This window comes from Campylobacter sp. 2018MI34, assembly GCF_016598975.1.
Lineage (GTDB): Bacteria > Campylobacterota > Campylobacteria > Campylobacterales > Campylobacteraceae > Campylobacter_D.
This window is the reverse complement of the sequence record NZ_JAENKS010000029.1, coordinates 1-16,233: the sequence shown is the minus strand read 5'-3', so window position 1 is coordinate 16,233 and position 16,233 is coordinate 1. Positions and strand designations below refer to the sequence as shown.

Below are 16,233 nucleotides of genomic sequence, written 5' to 3'. Positions count from 1 at the left end.
ATTTCTTTTTAAAAGCCATAAATTTAAAATGTTATTATCTATTTTTTTAATATCTTTAAAAACAAAAGTAAGTTGTTTTTGTGTAAGAAAATCCATAGCTTTTTTAACGCTATTGCAGTTTTTGATTCCATATAAAAATATCATTTTTTGCCTTTTTTAATTAAATTTGCTATCAAAAATGCTAATTCTATTGCTTGCTCAACATTTAATCTAGGATCGCATTTGCTTTCATAGCATTCTCTTAAATCGTGTTTTGTAATATTGCTCACACCTCCAATACATTCTGTAACTTTTTTACCAGTCATTTCAAGATGAATTCCACCTGGAAAAACTCCCTCGGAATAAGATATTTCAAAAAAAGATTGAATTTCTTTTGAAATTTTATCAAATTCACGTGTTTTTAAATTATCAACCTTTATGGTATTTCCGTGCATAGGATCAATGCTATAAATTAAATTTAAACCCTCTTTTGAAAGTCTTTTAAAAATATTTGGTAAAATCTGATCTATTTTATCAGCACCCATTCTCATAATAAAAACTAAACGCCCCTCTTCATTATCGGGATTTAAAATTTGAGCAATTTTTATTAAATCATCAATTTTAGCACTTGGACCTATTTTAACTCCTATTGGATTTTTTACTCCACTTAAAAAATGAATATGTGCTCCATTAATATCCCTTGTTCTCTCGCCAATCCAAAGCATATGGGCTGAATAATTATAAAATTGATTGGTTAAATCATCAAGACGTGTCATAGCCTGTTCATAAGGTAAAAGTAAAGCTTCGTGAGAAGTATAAAATGTATTAGCTATTGTATTGCAATCATTTTGAATACAGAAATATTGAGAAATTTTGGTACTTAAATCTTGGTATTTATTATCAAGTTTATTTATTTTAATAAAATTTAAAATTTGATTTAAATTTAATAACTTATTTTTGGAAAAATTTCTCAATATCTTTAAAGTTTTAACACTTTGGTAATATGCTTTAAGAATTCTATCAGGATTTGGTACTCTTTCTTTTTCATCAAATTTAAAATCATTAATAATATCACCACGAAAACTCGGTAAAATTTTTCCTTGATATTCTTCAAATTCTAAACTTCTTGGTTTAGCAAATTGTCCAGCTATACGTCCAATTTTTACCACAGGAAAATCTCCAGAAAAAGTCAAAATTATAGCCATTTGAAATAAAATTTTAAACATATTATTAATATTTATGATATTAAAATCATCAAAACTCTCAACACAATCACCACCTTGAAGCAAAAAAGCTTTCTTACGTGAAACTTCTATTAAAGCATTTTGAAGATTTTTTATCTCATTGGTAAAAACTAATGGAGGTAGTTTTTCTAATTTATTTAAAACCTTTTCTAAATGATTTTGATTAGGATAAACTGGCTGTTGTTTTATAGGATAACTTTTCCAAGAATCTTTGCGCCAAATTATTTTAGTTGTATCCAATGATAAAATTTCCTTATAAAAACAAACAATCAAAAGAAGAAGAAATAATTAAAAATATAATTACATCTTGCATTTTTAAAACTTTAAACCTCTATAAAAAAGATAAAAACATCAATTTTATATAGACTAAAATAATCTTTTATAAAAATTATATATTTTGCAAATTTATTTTTACTTCATTTGCAAGTATTTAACTTTTTAAGATAATAGCTAAAAAATATGAGTGTATGATTAATATTTATTACACTCAATAATATTTAGGCATACTTGCAAAAATCATTAAAATATTTTAATAGAAACTATGACTTTTCTCGTAATAATACTTTATATAAGTTATAAATATTATCAACAATTTCAACTATTCTAAAAAATTTAATAAAATTTATTTTTTATATTTTTAGAATGTTAAACTATAGCTTCAATTATTTTTTAAGTTCTTTGATACGAGCTGCTTTACCGCGTCTATCTCTTAAATAAAAAAGTCTAGCACGACGTACGCGACCTTTTCTTAAAACAACAATACTTTCTAAACTATCACTATAAATAGGGAAAATTCTTTCAACTCCTACGTTATTGGCACCTATTTTACGGATAATGAAAGTTTCATCAACACCATTACCTCTTCTAGCGATACAAATACCTTCAAAATTTTGAATTCTTGTTTTATCACCTTCTTTAATACGAATTGCAAGTTTTAAAGTATCTCCAGCACGAAAATCTGGAATATTTTTACCTTCAATTTGTTTAGCTTCAAATTGTTCAATATATTTATTCTTCATAATAATTCCTTATTTTTTGCGCTCATGTTCTAAAAACAAATCTGGATGAAAAAATTTTGTTTTACAAGACGCCAAAGTATTTTTTAAATCGGAAATTTTAGCGTGATTACCCTTTAAAAACACTGAAGGAGCATTATTTTTTTTATATTGTTTTTCAAATATAAAAGGTTTTGAAAAAGCAGGAGCTTCAAGCAAACCAAATTCAAAACTTTCTTCTTCTAAACTCTTTAAATTTCCTAAAACTCCTTCAATATTTCTTGAAATTGCATCACAAAGCATCAAAGCAGGTAATTCTCCCCCTGTTAAAATAAAATCTCCTATACTAAAAATTTCATTAGCAAAAATTTCAAATACTCTTTCATCTATGCCTTCATATCTTCCACAAACAAAAATAAGATGTTCTTTTTTACTTAAACGTTTAGCATCTTTTTGATTAAAAGTTTTTCCACTAGGAGAAAGAAAAATAAAATGAGATTTTTCATTCTTTTGTTTAATAAAATTTAAAGTTTCAAATAAAGGTTCAATTTGCATTAAAAGTCCAGCTCCACCTCCTATTTTATAATCATCAACTTTTTTATAAGCATTAAAAGCAAAATCTCTAGGATTATAAAAATCAATATTTATAATTTTTTTTTCTAAAGCTCTAAAAAGTATAGAGTCTTTAAAATAAAATTCCAATAAATGAGGAAATAAACTAACAAAAGTAAAATTCATGAATTCTCTAAAATCAAAATTGCTTCATTAGAACAGAAAATTTGATGTTTATTAATATCAACTTTTTGAATGTATTTATCAACATAAGGAATAAAAAATGTTTTAGAATAATTTTTGCTTAAAAGTTTTTCATCTGTTCGAATTTCTAATAAATAAGAAGGTCCTGCTTTAATAATATTGCAAACATTACCAAGTTTTTGTTTATCATCATAAACCTCAGACTCTAGAATGTCAAAATAAAAAAATTCATTTTTTTCTAATTTACAAAATTTTCTAGTTTGCTCTATACTCTGATATAAAATAAGATTTGTTAATTTTTTAGCTTTATTTAGATCTTCATAGTCTGCAAATAAAATAGTGGAATTATAATAATTAAAATCTTTAATTATTATAATTTCTTTTTTATTAATATAAAAAGAGTTATCTTTTTTAAACTGAGTAGAAAAATCACTCAGATTATAAAGTTTTATATAACCTTTTAAACCAACAGTTCTACCAAGTTTTGCAACTTGAATTAATGTTTTTTCATTCAATTGATTTAACCGTTACACGATAAGATGTTAAATCTTTTACTTTATAGGCGGAAACAACTGTTTTGATAGCATTAATCATTTTGCCATTTCTTCCAATCAATTTCCCTGTATCAATTTTATCCGCAAAAACGACAAGTTCTACGATGTTATCTTCCAAATCTACTTTTTGAACTTGAATTTTATCTGGGAATTCTACAATTAATTTTGCATATTCTCTTAAAAAATCTTCTACCATTTTATTTACTTGTAATAGAAGCAACCTTATCGCTTAATTTTGCACCTACGCTTTTCCAATACTCTAAACGTTCTTTATCAAATTTAATAACTTCAGGATTTACCATAGGATTATAATACCCTATACTTTCTATCCAACCACCATCACGACGTTTTCTACTATCAGTAACTACTATACGATAAAAAGGTCTTTTAACTCTTCCCATTCTTGTAAGTCTAATAACTGTCATTATTTCTCCTTAAAATTTCTAAAGATTTATTTAAAAATATTTTTTAATATCTTTAAATAAATCTTCAAAATTGCTTTCTTGATTGTGACATCATTTGCATTAAGCTATCCATACCTTTTTTTCCAGAAAATTTTTTAGCTAATTTTGCAGCATTGGAAAATTGTTTTAAAAATCTATTTACTTGAATTTGAGATAAACCTGAACCTTCTGCTATACGACGTTTTCTTGCATTATTTAATAAAGAAGGATTTTCTCTTTCTTTTGGGGTCATCGAAGAAATCATAGCTTTAATATGAACAATCTCTTTAGAATTATCCAAATCAAGATCTTTTATTTGAGAACCTAAATTAGAAAGACCAGGTATCATTCCAATAATGGATTTAATACTGCCTAGTTTTTTAACACTCTCCATTTGCTCTAAAAAATCATTGAAATTAAATTCACCTTTTTTAATCTTTTGTCCTAGTTTTTTAGCTTCTTTTTCATCGATAATAGCAGCTGTTTTTTCAGCCAAAGTAGCTAAATCTCCTTCACCCATAATACGACTAACTATCCTATCTGGAATAAAGATTTCTAAATCAGCTACTTTTTCTCCAACACCTATAAATCTTAAAGGAATTCCAACTTGTCTTGCGATACTTAAAGCAATACCACCTTTTGTATCAGCATCAAATTTGGAAAGTATAACACCACTAAGTCCTAAAACTTCATTAAAACTTGTTGCTGTTTTTACACCATCTTGACCACTCATAGCATCCGCTATATAAAAAATTTCATCAGGATTCAAAATGTTTTTCATTTCTTTAAGTTCATTCATTAAAGCTTCATCAATAGCTAAACGTCCAGCTGTATCAACTAATAAAACATCAACCATTAATTCTTTAGCTTTGCTTAAAGCACTTTTAGCAACATTTAAAGGATTTTTTTCATTTTCAATATAAAATAAATCAATTTCATTAGCTTGACAAAGTTGGCGTAATTGTTCTACAGCAGCTAATCTTTGTAAGTCACAAGCTGCTACTAAAACTTTTTTATTTCTAAGTTTAAGATAATGAGCTAATTTAACTGTACTAGTAGTTTTACCACCACCTTGCAAACCAGTCATTAGGACAATTGTAGGAGGTTTAGAACTAAAAACAAAACCCTGAGTTTTATTTGGAATATTTAAAATATTTTCTAAATTAGTTTTTATAGCATCTAAAAACTGCTTTTGACCTATTCCATTTTTCTTAACATCTTCTTCTACCAAATATAAAAGTTCTTTTGTAACTTTATGATGTACATCGGCTTTTAAAAGTGATTTTTTCAAAGTCTCTAAAGCATTTTTAAGAGCCTTTTCATCATCAATAAAACGAATTTTATTAATAGCTGATTTAAAAGAATCGCTAATTAATTCAAACACTTAATACCTTTCAAGAAATTTTATATTCTAAGAAATTAAAATTTGTATTATAAAGAATTTTTCCTTAAATACCTTTAAAAAACTAAATTTTTTAAATCAAAACCAAACTGATTAAAATCTTGATCAATTTTTGATTTAAAAACATAATCTAATATTTTTATTTCATAACTTTGAAGATACATTCTATTACTTGGAATCTTAGCATATTTTTCATCTCCTATAATTCCATGTTTTATAAAATGAGTATGTACCCTTATTTGATGTGTTCTACCTGTTAAGATAACAATATGTGCTAAAGTTTTTTTTCCTTGTATCATAAGCGGAGTGATTTTTGTATGAGCTTCTAATCCTTGTTTTGATACTTTACTATATGCACCTTTTTTATTTTTTAAAGTTAAAATAGGCTCTTTGATTTCAATTTCTTCGGCAATAATTCCATCAAGTAATGCTATATAACTTTTATAAATTTTTTGTTGTTTAAATTCTTTTATACATAAAGTTCTAAATTCTTCATTTTTACAAAGTAAAATTACTCCACTTGTCTCTTTATCTAAGCGATTTAAAAGTTTTGCATTAAAATATTTTTCTAAATTTTCGCTGATAAAAGAATGGGGTTTATAAATAGCTAAAATATTATTATCTTCAAAAATAACATAAGGATTTTGTATTTTTTTAATGATAAATTTAGCCTTATTATGCAGCAAAGTTCTTGCTAAAACAAGTTTTTTTCCTTGAAAAAAAACACAACCTTGATCAATTAAATCTTTAGCTTGATGATTTGAAATTCCTTCTTGTAATGCTAATAATTTATAGGCTTTTTCTTGCATTAATACCCTTTTTAATACTTTCTATAATAAGATTTAAATTATTTTTGTGGATTATCTTGGTCTTTTTTTGAAGTTTGCGAATTTTATCATCTAATTCATTTATATCATTACACAAATAAATATTTTCAACAGCTTCGTATAATTTTTTTTGATTGTAAAAATAAATTCCTGAAATTAAAATATTATCAAAAAAAGCTGCTTCTATAGGATTGTGACCACCTATACCCTTTATAAAAGAACCTCCAAGCACAACAATATCAGAAATAGCATAAAAATTAACAAGTTCTCCTATGCTATCTAACAATAAAATAGGACTTTTAAATTCATCTTTTAAAGAAGATGATAGATTTAAAGAGCTAAATTTTACAAAGTCTAATTTTTTATTTCTAAGTAAATTAGCAACTTCCTCAAAACGTTCAGGATGACGTGGAGCTATAATAAGTTTTTCACCTTTTTTTAATGTAAAATGCTCTAATAATAAATACTCTTCTCCTTTATGAGTATTTGCAAAAATAATTAATTTTTGATCTAACTTTTCATAATTTTTATTTACTTGTATTTTTGAATTAATTTTAATATTTCCTGTAATTTTTACATTTCTAGCCCCTAAATCAATAAGTTTTTTTTTATCTTCCTTGCTTTGAGCAAAAACTTCATCAATATAAGAAAAAATTTTTTTATAAAAAAATGCAAATCTTTTATAATTTTTATATGATTTATCTGAAATTCTTGCATTGATAAGAATAATTTTTGCACCTTTTAACTTAGATATTAAAATCAAAATTAGCCAATATTCTGCCTCAAATATTACTAATACTTTACACGGCTTAAGCCAAAAAGGGATCCAATTTTCAAAAACAAGATAATTTACTGATTTGCAAAATTTCTTTGCTTCTTCATAACCAGTTTGAGTAATTGTAGTAATTCTAGAATCAAAAAGCAATGTCAAATCCTTAATACTTTTTACTTCGCCTAAAGAACAAGCATGAAAATGAACATCTTTTTTTTCTTGAATTAGATTTTTATATAAAAAAAATCTTGCTTTTAAACTATATTTATATTTCGCTTTTAAAAAAGAAAGAAAAAATAAAGGAATAGCTAATAAAATATAAGCTATCCATATTAATAAATAATAAAAAACGATCAATTTTCTTGAGATTCTTTATAGAGAATTCTACCGCAATGAGGACAAGTTATAATTTCCTCTCCTTTTATAATTGAAAGATAAGTCTTATCATAAATTCTCATAAAACAACCATAACAAGCCTGTTTTTTAACAGGAACTACAGCTGTATTTTTAGCCCATTTGCGAATTTTTTCATAAAAACCTAAAACTTTTTGATTCATTTCTTTAACTAATTTTGTTTTTTTATCATAGACATTCATTCTATCTTTTTCTAAAACTTTCATTTGTTCTTGAACGTCTATTTTAATTTGTTCTAATTGTTTCTCTAAATCTTCTTTTTCTACAAATAATTCTTTTTTATAACTTTCTTTATTTTCTAAAATTTTATCTAAACGAATTATCTCATCGTTAGCTGCATCAAGTTGCTCTTTAGCTATATCTTCTTCTATTTTTAATGCATTTGCTTCTTTTTCGGTTTTAACCATAGCACTTTTTTTTGAAAACTCTTTAATTTTCTCAGAAAATTCTAGAATATGAGTATTATTTTGAATTTTTTGATTCTGAATATCTTTAATCTCATCATCATAGTTATTTAATTGTATATTTATTTTATCAATCTTATTTTCTATTTCTTTTAAATTTTTATTGATACTTTCAATTTTAGGCTCAAAGTTATCAATTTCTTGGTCAATTTTTGATAAAGATACAAGTTGTTCAAGATATTTATTCATTAATTTTCCTTAAAAAATTTGGAATGGATTTTTTGAAACTTTTATTATAACCTTTAAAGACAAATTTTGCAAATCTTTTGCTAAAGCTTGAGCAAAACAACACTCACTTTCAAAATGTCCTATATCAATAAGGCTTAAATCATTACTTAAAGCCTCTAAAGCTTGATGATATTTAAAGTCTCCACTTATAAAACAATCAGCATTTACAAAAGGAATCAAATCTCCTCCGCTACCCGTGCAAATAGCTAGTCTTTTAATTTTTTCTTTTCCACAAAAACTTACTCTAAGCAAATCTAAATTCAATTTTTTTTTAATATGGTTACATAAATTTTTAAAATCTGTATTTATATCAACATAAATTAAATATTCTTCTTGTTTAAAATCTTTAAAACCTAAAATTTCTCTTGTAAAATAAGAATTTAAGTGACTTAGATCATAATTTGTATGTAAAGCAATTAAAGATATATTCTTTTTAATCATTTCTTTAATAAAAGCTCTAGGATATTTTCTTGTTGATAATTCTTTTAAAGGTTTAAAGATTAAGGGATGATGAACAATAAATAAAGAATTTTCATCAGCTTCTTTAAGTAAATTTGCATCTATATCAAGACTTAAATAAATTGTATTTATTTCATCATCTAAATCTCCAAGTAAAATACCACTATTATCCCAATGTGCTTGTTTTTCAAAAGGACTTAGCTTATCTAAGAAAGAATAAATTTCACTCAGTTTCATTTAAATTTTTCTTATAAATTTGAGCACAATTTTTAGCAAGCTCTCTAATTTTTAACATATAATCTTGTCTTTGAGTTACTGAAATTGCCCCCCTAGCATCTAAAAGATTGAAAGTATGTGCTGCTAACATACAATAATCATAAGCAGGCAAAGCTAAATCTTGTTCTAAAATATTTTTACATTCTTTACATGCATTTTCAAATTGCATATTTAAAAAATGAACATCACTTAGCTCAAAATTATATTTACTAAATTCATATTCGCTTTGTTTATGGACATCTGCATATTTAATAATTTTATTATTAGATTCACTCCAAATAATATCATAAACATTTTCAACGTTTTGAATATACATTGCAATTCTTTCCAAGCCATAAGTGATTTCTGCGCTTACTAAATCTACAGCTATTCCACCAACTTGTTGAAAATAAGTAAATTGAGTTACTTCCATACCATCAAGCCACACTTCCCAACCTAGACCCCAAGCACCTAAACTTGGACTTTCCCAATTATCCTCAACAAAACGTATATCATGATTTTTTAAATCAAATCCTAAGCTTTCTAAACTTTTTAAATATAATTCTTGTATGTTATCAGGACTAGGTTTTATTAAAACTTGAAATTGATAATAGGCTCCTAAGCGATTAGGATTTTCTCCATAGCGTCCATCTGTTGGACGACGACTTGGTGCAACATATGCTACAGACCAAGGTTTTTTACCTAAACTTCTCAAAAAAGTTGCCGGATGAAAAGTTCCAGCACCTGCTGGCATATCATAAGGTTGCATAATAGCACACCCTTGATTTTGCCAATAATTTTGTAAATTTAATATAATTTGTGAAAAAGTCATTTTAGCTCTCTTGTTGTATTTTATTCAATTTTTCATTTTTGTCTTTATTCATTTCTAAATCAGGCTCAGTTTTTGCTCCAAAAATTTCAGTCGTTTTACTCCACATTAATTTATACTTGCGTTTTAGAAATTCCACTTCTTCGCGTGTATGTTTTAATTCTGTATTTAAAGTTTCTATAGTTTTTCTATCTGCATCATATAATTCTTGCATAGAATAAAGAGCGTCTTTTAAAAATTTATTTTCATTTTTTAAAGCTTCTAATGTTTCATCTTTAGCATCTAAAACTTTTTCATGCAAATTTAAAATGGTTCCTATTGTTTTTTCAACAAAACTTTCTCCTGCTAAAGTTATAGAATTAACCATAGAATTTTTTGATGTAGTGCTTGGAACTACGCTAAAAGTTCCTTGATTTGCTTCTATATAAATTTTATCATCTTCTTCTTTGAAATTTAAAGAACCATTTGCCATCATACCTTTAACAACATCTTCGCTTAAATGAACTAATTTACAAAATTCGCTCAATTCTAGATAGGTTTGCATTTTTTGTTCCTTTATTGTAATAAAACTTCAATTTCTTTTGAATCATTGATAATTTTTTCATATTGTTTTTGCCTATCTTCTAATAAAGCTTTATTTAAATTAATATCATCAATAGCTAAAATTTGTATAGCTAAATAAGCCGCATTAACAGCCCCTGCTTTACCTATAGCTAAAGTTCCAACAGGAATTCCACTAGGCATTTGAACACAAGAAAATAAAGCGTCCATGCTAGCCAAATTTGAATTCGGTATAGGTATAGCCAATACAGGTTTAATAGTATAAGCTGCACAAGCTCCTGCCAAATGAGCTGCCATACCCGCTGCTGCAATAAAAACTTTTGCTCCCCTCTTCTCAGCATCTTCTATATATAATTTTGTTCTTTTGGGACTTCTATGAGCTGATGTGATAATTAGCTCATAAGGAACATTAAATTTTTTTAAAATTTTTTCTGCTTCTTTGACAAATTCATAATCACTTTTACTTCCCATCAAAATTGCAATAAAACTCATGCAAGCTCCTTGCGTAAAAAACTAAATTCTGGAATAGAAATTGGTAATTTTATCTCATTTTCATTTCCGCTATGAATTGTTTCAAATTCTTTATTATTTTTTGCTATCATTTTTTTAAATTCTATAAAATATTTATCATCTTTTTTATAAATTACTCCTAATTCATTATCGCATTCTTGAATCTTTGCTCCTAATGGACTTAAAATTTCATAAGGCGTCTGTAACGAAATTTTGCCTTTGCATTTAAAAAAGTCTCCATCTTCTGTAAAAGCACATACTTGATGGGTCCCTTCTTCAATACTTGAATTATGATTTTGCGTATCTTGTTTTTCAAAAGGACGTGAAACTAAATAGCCATCTGTAAATCCACGATTTTTTAAGGTATTTAACTCATTTTCATATTTTTTAGCTTCAAAGTAACCATTTAAAACATCTTGTATTGCCATTTTATAAGTTCTTGTTGTAAGAGCTACGTAATACTCACTTTTAGTGCGTCCTTCTATCTTAAAAGCTTGGATACAATTTTCCTGCATTATCTTTTGAATATAAGCACCTAAATTCAAATCTTTAGAATTAAAAATATAAGTTCCATTTTGATCTTCTTCTAAACGAAATAAAGTTCCATTATCTGAATTTTTTGCATAAAGTTCATAATTAAACCTACAATCATTAGCACAAGTTCCACGATTGCTCATTCTTCCACTTTGAACAGAACTGATTAAACAACGACCAGAATAAGCAAAACACATAGAGCCATGTACAAATGCTTCTAATTCTATATCACAATTTTCTTGAATAGTTTTAGCATCTTTTAAAGAAAGCTCTCTTGCAATCACAATACGTTTTGCACCCATATTTTTATAAACTCTAGCATCAAGATAATTTAATACATTAGCTTGAGTAGAAATGTGTAAAGGTATTTCGGGAGCAAGTTCTTTTGCCAAATTTAAAGCACCAAGTGATGCTATGATAAAAGCATCAGGGTTCATTTCTTTTAGCTTTAATATATGTTTTTTTAAACCCTCAATTTGAGAATTAAGATGAAAGCCATTTAAAGTAACATAAATTTTTTTACCTTTAGAATGTGTATAATCAATAGCTTGTTTAAAGGTTTCGTAATTAAAATCCTTAGCCGTTCTTGAGCGAAGAGAAAAATGATTAACCCCTGCATAAATTGCATCAGCACCATAAGCTAAAGCTATTTTTAATTTGGTGAAATTGCCCGCTGGTGCAACAATTTCAGGTATAATCATTTTTTTCCTAAGGTCGCTATTAATGCTTCTATATCATCGTTACTAACAACATCAGTGGTACTATCTCCTTGTATATGTACAGCAGAACTTACACGTTTTTGATCATCAATTTTTCCTTCAAATAATGAATTCATATAACGACTAAGAGATCTCATAACATTAATAACACGCTCAATTTTTTGACGATGAATATCTTGATATTGCATAACATCCATTATCATCATCACTTCATCTTGACCACTTTGTAAATTCTCAACAATATTGCTAATTTTATCTATAGCATTTTGATTAGAATTTAAAGCTTGTGAGAAACTTTCAACATTTGGAAATTTAGCATTTAATTTAGAAAAAATATCGATATTTTTATTTAAATTTTTTTTTAATTCATCACATAGACCTTCAGAATCTATAAAAAAATTATTAATAATTTCTAATTTTTCCATAATTTCTGTAGCTCTTTCTTCGCTATCTCTTGTTACATCATCCAATTGATGGACAACTTTATGTTCTTTATTTGGAGGTGGTAATGGCCAACCTTCTTTAGGGTCTGGTTTATATCCAATATTTTCTTGAATTTCTTCATTATTATGTTCTTCTTCAGCATTATCTTCAAATTCAGTTGTGCTTTCCATTAAAGCATCAAGTTCTTCTTGGGTCATTACTATCCTTTAAACCTAAAAAAATAAAAAACAATTAACGAAATATTAGCTAAAAATATTTAAAAAAAACTTCATAGCTTTAAAAAATACATTTTAATAAAATCAGTATTTTATTCCATAAAATCTTACAGAAAATTAATATAGTTTATATTTAAAGAAATTATGATACAATCTTTCTATTAAAGTAAGATAAAAATAAGATAAAAAGGCAATAATAATGGGTAAATTTGTAAATAATATTGAAGAATTTTTTGATTTTTGCAAAGATAATGAAGTAATATTTGTTGATTTTAGATTTAGCGATCTTATAGGAACTTGGCATCATATTACTTATAATTTTAACTCTATAAATAAAGAAATATTTAAACAAGGAATTCCATTTGATGGAAGTTCAATTCTTGGTTGGCAACCTATAGAAAAATCTGATATGATACTTATGCCTGATGCACAAAGTGCATTTTTGGATCCTTTTAGTACTGATCAAACGATTATAGTTTTTTGTGATGTCTATGATATTTATAAAGAGCAAATGTATGAAAAATGTCCTAGAAGCATAGCAAAAAAAGCTATGAATGATTTAAAAAATAATGATATAGCAGATACAGCTTATTTCGGCCCTGAAAATGAATTTTTTATTTTTGATAATGTAAAAATTATAGATACCCCTAATTGCTCTAAATATGAAGTAGATACCGAAGAAGGCGAATGGAATGATAATAAAGAATTTATAGATAATTATAATACTGGACATAGACCAAGAAATAAAGGGGGATATTTCCCTGTTGCTCCTATAGATTCACTTGTTGATATACGTTCTGAAATAACTCAAACTTTAGAAAAAATAGGTATTAAAACTTTTGTTCATCATCATGAAGTAGCACAAGGACAAGCAGAAATCGGGGTTCATTATGGTACTTTAGTAGAAGCAGCAGATAATGTTCAAATTTATAAATATGTGGTAAAAATGATAACTCATTTAAATGGAAAAACTGCAACTTTTATGCCAAAACCTCTTTATGGTGATAATGGTAGCGGAATGCACGTGCATATGAGTTTATGGAAAAATGGAGTTAATTTATTTTATGATGAAAAAGGATACGGAAAATTAAGCCAAACAGCTATTCATTATATAGGAGGAATTCTCAAAAATGCAAGAAGTGTTGCAGCCTTTACTAATGCAAGTTCTAATTCTTATAAAAGAATAGTTCCTGGCTTTGAAGCACCTTGTATATTAACTTATTCTTGTCAGAATAGAAGTGCAAGTTGTCGTGTGCCTTATGGTATTAATAAAAAAAATGCAAGAGTAGAAATAAGATTTCCAGATAATACGGCCAATCCTTATTTAGCATTTGTAAGCTTACTTATGGCCGGACTTGATGGCATTAAAAATAAAATAATACCTGTTGGACCTATGGATGAAAATCTTTTCAAACTCACATTAGATGAAATTCGTGAAAAAGGGATAGAACAATTACCTCATACCTTAAGAGGAAGCCTTGAAGCATTGATTAGAAACAATACATATTTAAAACCTATTATGAGTGATAGTTTTATACAAGCTTATCAGCATTTAAAATTTAAAACTCAAGTTTGGCCAGTAGAAGCACGACCAACAGCTTATGAATTTAAAACTTGCTATTCTTGTTAAATAATAACAAAGCATAAATTTATGCTTTGTTATCCAACTCCTCGCATATCTTTTCAAATTCTTTATAATATTTCCATTTTTCTATATACTCTGGATGATTTTCTCTAACATAAGTTAAATCATCATCTATTAAATTTTTAATCTATTCCTTAAATCTTTCTGTTCTCTTAAATACTCTAAAAATTTGCTCTTCATTAATAAGATTATTTTTAATATCTATTTCATGCTGTTCTAATGCATCAATATAATTATTAATATAATCCTTACATTTTTGAAACAATACTTGATCATTTTCTAAGATTACATATTCCTGTTCTTTAATAAGCAATATAAGATTATCAAACATTAAAACTCTATTTTCAAATATGTCTTTGTTTATGTTTATAAAACCTTGCTTATTATGATGAAGTTGATTTGTTGTAATAATAATTTTACAATTTTTATTAATATGCAAATTTACAGGTAAAACAAGTAAATCTCCTTGGTTTCTATTTGCTCTTCCTTCAAAAACTAAAGGATCTTTAGGTGGAGTAAAATTATATTTATGAGCTAATCTTGTAAAAGTATTAAAAGCATTTTTAGTGTTAAATTCTGAAAATTCTATACATTCTATATCTTTAATTTTATTTTTTAAGATTTTAAGTCTTTTATGGGTATTAAATTTAATATAATTTTATCTACATCTGAAACTTCTATTTTATAAGGATCTTTAGCATGAATATAATAAGGTTTATGAAACAAAGAAGAATTAATATGAGTTGATAAATTAATTTCTTTCATACCATAATAAATTCTACTTGGATCATATCCTATATGATTTAAAGCATGTTTAATTATACTTATTGGATCTCTTGCTATATAAATTAAATTAATATTACAAGGAAGCAAATATAAAAGTCTATAATGACGCTGATGAATGGATGCTGTTTTTAATTTCATCAAAAAATTATAATGACTCTTTTGATCTAACCATACTAAATTATCAAATTTTCTAATTAAAATATTAAAAAAAGTTAATGTTGTAATAGAACCACTACAAGAATTAAAAAACCACACAAACTCATAATTATCAGGCAAAGGTAAGTTTAATTCCCAAGCAAAATTAGCATCAATAGTATGATAATTTAATTCTTCATTTATATCTTTTAATTTATTTGGATCAAGTAAAGAAGGATAAGGATGATTTTCATCTTTATATCTTATTTTAAAATCATTTGAACTAAGCCATTCGTTTATAATTTCAAAGTGTTTTATAACAAAGCTAAGATTATTTAATATAACACTTATTAAACTTTCATAATCTTTATGAAGATTAATTAATTTATGAAGCTTTTCTTGATAACTTTTATTTGTAAAAAAATCAATATGATTTAATATGTTTTCATAAACATTAGGGTTTAAAGAAGTGGTATATAAATTTAAAGTATCCAAAAGTTCTTTAATACTTGTATAATTATTTTTAGCTTGTTTAAATTCTTTAAGTAAGAAAAGATAAGATCCTTTATACCAATTCTTGTGAGTTTTAATTAAAATTTCTCCCAAAAAATAACAAAGATGTAGTTTAAGCTTTAAAGCTTCTTTATAGTCTTTACAATCTTTTAAAGGTATATAAGTTAATTGTGGAAAAATTTGTATGATTTGTTTATAAAGTTTTTTTCTTTTTGATGAGTTTTTTTAAAGTATAAAGAGCTCTTTTATAAGCTTTAAATACTCAATCCCCGCCCCCATTAAATTTTACTTAAATGAGAAAGATCAGAGAGTATGAAAATTTAAATTTCAAACAATAGCAATTTCATTTTTAAAAAACTAATCCTTAAATTATTTTCTAAATTTATAATTAAAAAATATTATATTAAAGATTAAACCAAACTCTGGCGCGGCGGACGGGGCTCGAACCCGCGACCTCCGGCGTGACAGGCCGATATTCTAACCAGCTGAACTACCGCCGCAAAAGAATGAAGTGGTGGTCACTATAAGACTCGAACTTATGACATCCACC

Annotated in this window: 18 protein-coding genes, 1 tRNA gene and 2 pseudogenes; 1 reads left to right on the top strand and 20 read right to left on the bottom strand. The window is 26.2% G+C overall.

Going from position 1 to position 16,233, the window contains the following annotated elements; translation table 11 throughout:
- From JG676_RS09000 to JG676_RS06945, 17 genes and pseudogenes are all read right to left on the bottom strand, one after another.
- Nucleotides 1-141, bottom strand: a pseudogene (locus JG676_RS09000) (ArsC family transcriptional regulator); the annotation flags it as partial.
- Entirely contained in the window at nucleotides 141-1,445 is a 1,305-nt protein-coding gene (locus JG676_RS07020) for a 3-deoxy-7-phosphoheptulonate synthase class II (RefSeq protein ID WP_200217771.1), read from the bottom strand. The pseudogene JG676_RS09000 and the gene JG676_RS07020, both read right to left, overlap by 1 nt.
- 440 nt (nucleotides 1,446-1,885) lie before the next feature.
- The gene (rplS, locus tag JG676_RS07015) at nucleotides 1,886-2,242 is read right to left on the bottom strand and encodes a 50S ribosomal protein L19 (RefSeq protein WP_200170390.1); all 357 of its coding nucleotides are present in this window, start codon (nucleotides 2,240-2,242) and stop codon (nucleotides 1,886-1,888) included.
- A gap of 9 nt (nucleotides 2,243-2,251) precedes the next feature.
- On the bottom strand, nucleotides 2,252-2,956 hold the full coding sequence (gene trmD / locus JG676_RS07010) for a tRNA (guanosine(37)-N1)-methyltransferase TrmD (protein ID WP_200170389.1): 705 nt from the start codon (nucleotides 2,954-2,956) through the stop codon (nucleotides 2,252-2,254).
- Nucleotides 2,953-3,489, bottom strand: a complete 537-nt coding sequence (gene rimM, locus JG676_RS07005; RefSeq protein WP_200217768.1) for a ribosome maturation factor RimM — start codon at nucleotides 3,487-3,489, stop codon at nucleotides 2,953-2,955. The genes trmD and rimM overlap by 4 nt, the downstream gene beginning before the upstream one ends.
- Nucleotides 3,482-3,724 carry a KH domain-containing protein gene (locus tag JG676_RS07000; RefSeq protein WP_200217767.1) on the bottom strand — a complete coding sequence of 81 codons (243 nt, stop codon included), beginning with the start codon at nucleotides 3,722-3,724 and terminating at the stop codon, nucleotides 3,482-3,484. The genes rimM and JG676_RS07000 overlap by 8 nt, the downstream gene beginning before the upstream one ends.
- 1 nt (nucleotide 3,725) lies before the next feature.
- Nucleotides 3,726-3,953 carry a 30S ribosomal protein S16 gene (gene rpsP / locus JG676_RS06995; RefSeq protein WP_200217766.1) on the bottom strand — a complete coding sequence of 76 codons (228 nt, stop codon included), beginning with the start codon at nucleotides 3,951-3,953 and terminating at the stop codon, nucleotides 3,726-3,728.
- A gap of 64 nt (nucleotides 3,954-4,017) precedes the next feature.
- Nucleotides 4,018-5,355 (bottom strand): signal recognition particle protein, encoded by a 1,338-nt coding sequence (ffh, locus tag JG676_RS06990; protein ID WP_200217765.1) that lies wholly within the window; start codon nucleotides 5,353-5,355, stop codon nucleotides 4,018-4,020.
- 74 nt (nucleotides 5,356-5,429) lie between these two features.
- Complete coding sequence (locus tag JG676_RS06985) at nucleotides 5,430-6,182, bottom strand: RNA pseudouridine synthase (RefSeq protein WP_200217764.1); 753 nt, start codon at nucleotides 6,180-6,182, stop codon at nucleotides 5,430-5,432.
- Nucleotides 6,163-7,329, bottom strand: coding sequence for a lipid IV(A) 3-deoxy-D-manno-octulosonic acid transferase (waaA, locus tag JG676_RS06980; RefSeq protein WP_200217763.1), 1,167 nt, complete (start codon nucleotides 7,327-7,329; stop codon nucleotides 6,163-6,165). Before waaA ends, JG676_RS06985 begins: the two co-directional genes overlap by 20 nt.
- Entirely contained in the window at nucleotides 7,326-8,039 is a 714-nt protein-coding gene (locus JG676_RS06975) for a zinc ribbon domain-containing protein (protein WP_200217762.1), read from the bottom strand. The genes waaA and JG676_RS06975 overlap by 4 nt, the downstream gene beginning before the upstream one ends.
- A 9-nt stretch (nucleotides 8,040-8,048) precedes the next feature.
- Nucleotides 8,049-8,774 (bottom strand): Nif3-like dinuclear metal center hexameric protein, encoded by a 726-nt coding sequence (locus JG676_RS06970; protein ID WP_200170381.1) that lies wholly within the window; start codon nucleotides 8,772-8,774, stop codon nucleotides 8,049-8,051.
- Nucleotides 8,761-9,624: a glycine--tRNA ligase subunit alpha gene (gene glyQ / locus JG676_RS06965; protein ID WP_200217761.1), complete on the bottom strand. Its 864-nt coding sequence runs from the start codon at nucleotides 9,622-9,624 to the stop codon at nucleotides 8,761-8,763. The genes JG676_RS06970 and glyQ overlap by 14 nt, the downstream gene beginning before the upstream one ends.
- Nucleotide 9,625: 1 nt before the next feature.
- Nucleotides 9,626-10,165: a DUF3972 domain-containing protein gene (locus tag JG676_RS06960; RefSeq protein WP_200170379.1), complete on the bottom strand. Its 540-nt coding sequence runs from the start codon at nucleotides 10,163-10,165 to the stop codon at nucleotides 9,626-9,628.
- A gap of 11 nt (nucleotides 10,166-10,176) precedes the next feature.
- Complete coding sequence (purE, locus tag JG676_RS06955) at nucleotides 10,177-10,674, bottom strand: 5-(carboxyamino)imidazole ribonucleotide mutase (protein WP_200170378.1); 498 nt, start codon at nucleotides 10,672-10,674, stop codon at nucleotides 10,177-10,179.
- A complete protein-coding gene (locus JG676_RS06950; protein WP_200217760.1) occupies nucleotides 10,671-11,927 on the bottom strand; it encodes a peptidase U32 family protein in 1,257 nt (418 codons plus the stop codon). Before JG676_RS06950 ends, purE begins: the two co-directional genes overlap by 4 nt.
- Nucleotides 11,924-12,586: a chemotaxis protein gene (locus JG676_RS06945; RefSeq protein WP_200217759.1), complete on the bottom strand. Its 663-nt coding sequence runs from the start codon at nucleotides 12,584-12,586 to the stop codon at nucleotides 11,924-11,926. Before JG676_RS06945 ends, JG676_RS06950 begins: the two co-directional genes overlap by 4 nt.
- A gap of 217 nt (nucleotides 12,587-12,803) precedes the next feature.
- Between JG676_RS06945 and glnA the strand changes: the two genes are divergently transcribed.
- Nucleotides 12,804-14,234, top strand: a complete 1,431-nt coding sequence (gene glnA, locus JG676_RS06940) for a type I glutamate--ammonia ligase (protein WP_200217758.1) — start codon at nucleotides 12,804-12,806, stop codon at nucleotides 14,232-14,234.
- A 19-nt stretch (nucleotides 14,235-14,253) separates the two neighbouring features.
- On the opposite strand, the pseudogene JG676_RS06930 reads toward glnA, so the two are convergent.
- The 3 genes and pseudogenes from JG676_RS06930 to JG676_RS06920 form a co-directional block, all read right to left on the bottom strand.
- A pseudogene (locus JG676_RS06930) lies at nucleotides 14,254-14,838 on the bottom strand (DUF2972 domain-containing protein).
- Between the two features lie 26 nt (nucleotides 14,839-14,864).
- Nucleotides 14,865-15,776, bottom strand: coding sequence for a hypothetical protein (locus JG676_RS06925; protein WP_200217757.1), 912 nt, complete (start codon nucleotides 15,774-15,776; stop codon nucleotides 14,865-14,867).
- 330 nt (nucleotides 15,777-16,106) lie between these two features.
- Nucleotides 16,107-16,183 (bottom strand) — tRNA-Asp (locus JG676_RS06920).
- Between the last annotated feature and the right edge of the window lie 50 nt (nucleotides 16,184-16,233).